The 3,012-nt window shown below is 48.8% G+C and carries 3 protein-coding genes; 1 reads left to right on the forward strand and 2 read right to left on the reverse strand.

Annotated elements, in window-relative coordinates; all coding sequences use genetic code 11:
* Positions 1–55: 55 nt before the first annotated feature.
* A complete protein-coding gene (locus ABYW01_RS17970; RefSeq protein WP_372835461.1) occupies positions 56–1,480 on the reverse strand; it encodes an aspartate kinase in 1,425 nt (474 codons plus the stop codon).
* 211 nt (positions 1,481–1,691) lie between these two features.
* Positions 1,692–2,393 carry a GGDEF domain-containing protein gene (locus tag ABYW01_RS17975; protein WP_372835465.1) on the reverse strand — a complete coding sequence of 234 codons (702 nt, stop codon included), beginning with the start codon at positions 2,391–2,393 and terminating at the stop codon, positions 1,692–1,694.
* Between the two features lie 314 nt (positions 2,394–2,707).
* Between ABYW01_RS17975 and ABYW01_RS17980 the strand changes: the two genes are divergently transcribed.
* The coding region (locus tag ABYW01_RS17980; protein ID WP_372835468.1) for a bacteriohemerythrin at positions 2,708–3,012 on the forward strand (305 nt) is incomplete at its 3' end.

Here is a 3,012-nt window from a genome sequence, read left to right on the forward strand (position 1 = left end):
AAACAGAAACAAAAAAGGCGACCCGAAGGTCGCCTTTTTTACTGCCAGACGAGTATTAAGCCGCGTCGTGCAGGTTATTCCCATTCTCAATCAGCGCCTGATGCAGGGCAATCACCGCCTGATCGTAATCATCTTCATGGACAATACACTGCATCTCAACCTGACGGATCGACTGATGCAGGGCCTGCACATTGATATCAGCTTCTGCCAGTGCAGTAACGGTGCGGGCCAGAATGCCTTTCACTTTCATGTGAGAACCGATAGCAGACACAATTGCCAGATTGTGCAGCTGTACCGCACCTTCCGGATACGTATCTTCGATCAGACGGGTTGCACGGTTTACCATCTTGCGGGAACCCGCAACATAGTACGTAATGCTGTTTGCATCAGCGTCTTTGTTAACCACATACAGCTTCAGCTGACGCAGCAGTGTAGAGATCTCAATATCGTATCCCGCATCCCCCAACATCTCCTGGTCGAAGATTTCGATACCAAAGACATCTTTGCGTCCGGCAATGATCTCAACACGTGGGATTTCGCTGCGGTATTCCTGACTGATCAGCGTACCTTCATCTTCAGGCTGGAAGGCGTTCTTCACACGCAGCTGTACACCACAGCGACGCAAACCTTTAGCCGCTTTAGGATGGATCGCTTCCATACCCAAGTTAGACAGCTGATCGGCTACGTCATAATTGGTACGACCGATGGTCACTACATTGTCCATGCCCACCAGCATCGGATCGGCAGAACTCAGGTGATATTCCTTATGGATAATCGCTTCTGTTGCGCCTGTGACTGTTGCAATCGCGCTGAAAGTCATCTCGCTATAGCCACGGTCAAAGGTGGTCATCAGGCCTTCTTCACAGTGGGTGTAGCCTGTTGCAATCACCAGCTCTTTGTCGAATTCAATGCCATCAAACTGCTTAGCAACCATCTCTTCGAAAGGAATCGGCGTAGCCATATGCCAACCGGTCAGGTCAACGAAGCGGGCATTAATACCTTCTTTACGCAGGGCTAATACCGAGTTGTATGCACTGTGAGCTTCACCAATTGACGCCAGCATCTCACGCACTTTCATCAGATGCTCTTCCAGCTGGAAGTGGCCGTAGGAGCACAAGTGATGCAAGCTCTTCATGCAATCACGTACATCATTCAGACGTTCAGCAACGAAGTTGTTCGCAGAGGTCAGCTCAAACTCAGAGTCAAACAGCTCGGAGTTAATCTCCTGCATATTCACCTGAAGTTTATTCAGCGCTTCGACCCAGGCTTCTTCACTTTCTGCATTTGCAAAACGTGCGTAAACACCCGGTTCACCGGTTTTTTTATGTTCCAACAGCTGGTTGGTAATACCGCCGTATGCAGACACCACAAAAATTCGGTTGTACAGCTGATCTTCGCTGCGCTTACCGATCAAAATAGTGTCCATCAATTCCTGAAAGCGGCTCATGGACGTGCCGCCAATCTTCTCAACTGTATGCATACTTATATTACGCTTTCTCAGTGACTGCCGTTGGTCTTCGCCTGTGGATCAGAACATGAAACATTGTGCCTAACGCCCCACGATAACTGGCCCTTTCCAGCGCGAAATACAGAAAAATTTGGCGCAAAATTATACACCAAAAGTATGAAGATGTGTGCAGCACATCATTAACCTATTGGCTAATGCCAGCAACGACACGAAACAAAACCGTTCAACTCCTACCCGCAGAAGGCCCTACTACCCGGTTGCGACCTTCGTTCTTAGCCCAGTACAGACGCTCATCAGTACGGTGCATCAGATCAGAATAGGATTCCCCTTTACGTAACTGAGAGACGCCGAAACTGGCCGTCACAGCCCGGTCCAAACCAAAGCTCTCCGTTTCAACCTGCAATCGCAAACGATCAGCTATATTGGTAGCAACCGAACCGTCAGTTTCAGTGACGATAATCATAAACTCCTCCCCCCCGATACGCGCGAGGTAATCGTAGCTGCGCACATACTGGCTGATACTGCGGATCAGCTGTTGCAATACCCGGTCCCCGGCAGGGTGACCGTACGTATCGTTGATCAATTTAAAGTGATCAATATCAAAAACGATCAGCGCCAACGGCGAATCAGAACGGTGGGAGCGACGCACCTCATTCGTCAGGATTTCCACGGCCCGGCGACGGTTTAGGATACCGGTGAGCGAATCGGTGCCCGCCTGAGAGACCAGCATTTCAATCTCACGTTTGCGTCGCCAAGCAAAGATCAGCAAATACAAAGGAAGGATGAACATCAGGCTAAAAAGCAGATCATCCAGTTGCATACTTTCATATTGCTGCAGGTATGCGAAAACATGCTCTGCCGCATCAAACTCCATATTCAGAAGAATGATGCCTAAGAACAGTGGACTGCAAAACAGCAACTCCATCCAGAGACGCCGCCTTTTCTGAAACCTGTGACTATTCAAACGCCTGACCAACCTCTATCGCAATTCCAGCCCTTATATAATGCTGGCATGAGCCGTGTTCTGTTCTGACATTGTAACGCTGATCGTTCGTAACCAAAAATTTATTAACGTTCGATCTACAACAAACTGGGGTCCTTATCGGCCGCATTTCAAATTTCCAAAGTACAGATACTAAAAAGCCATCTCGGTGAAATTGACATCCATCAAACGCGCCTATTTGCAATTCAGCTAATGTAATCCGCATCAATTTGCAGCCCAGTAGCCAGGAGCAAAACATGAGCAGCTTACCCCTCGAAACGATCCCCAGTGTCCAGTTGGATTTCATGAATGACGATCATCGTGAAGCCACCCTGCTAACCAACAAACTCTTTGCCATGTTGCAGGATGCAAAAGACAACACTGAACTCGATCGCACGAAGGTCTCTGAAACGCTACACGCTATTTTTATCCACGATCAGGAACACTTTGCGCGGGAAGAAGCGGAGATGGAGCGTACAGGGTTTCCGGCCTACGGATGCCATAAAGGTGAACATGAACGGGTACTGGCTGAACTGCAGGAAGTGTATCAACACTGGCAGAA

The sequence above is a fragment of the Pontibacterium sp. genome (genome assembly GCF_041587635.1).
Taxonomy (GTDB): Bacteria; Pseudomonadota; Gammaproteobacteria; order Pseudomonadales; family Balneatricaceae; genus Pontibacterium.

Coding starts and splice junctions, on each gene's coding strand:
- ABYW01_RS17975 (WP_372835465.1), bottom strand. CDS start 2,393: ATGGAGTTGCTGTTTTGCAGTCCACTGTTCTTAGGCATCATTCTTCTG.
- ABYW01_RS17970 (WP_372835461.1), bottom strand. CDS start 1,480: ATGCATACAGTTGAGAAGATTGGCGGCACGTCCATGAGCCGCTTTCAG.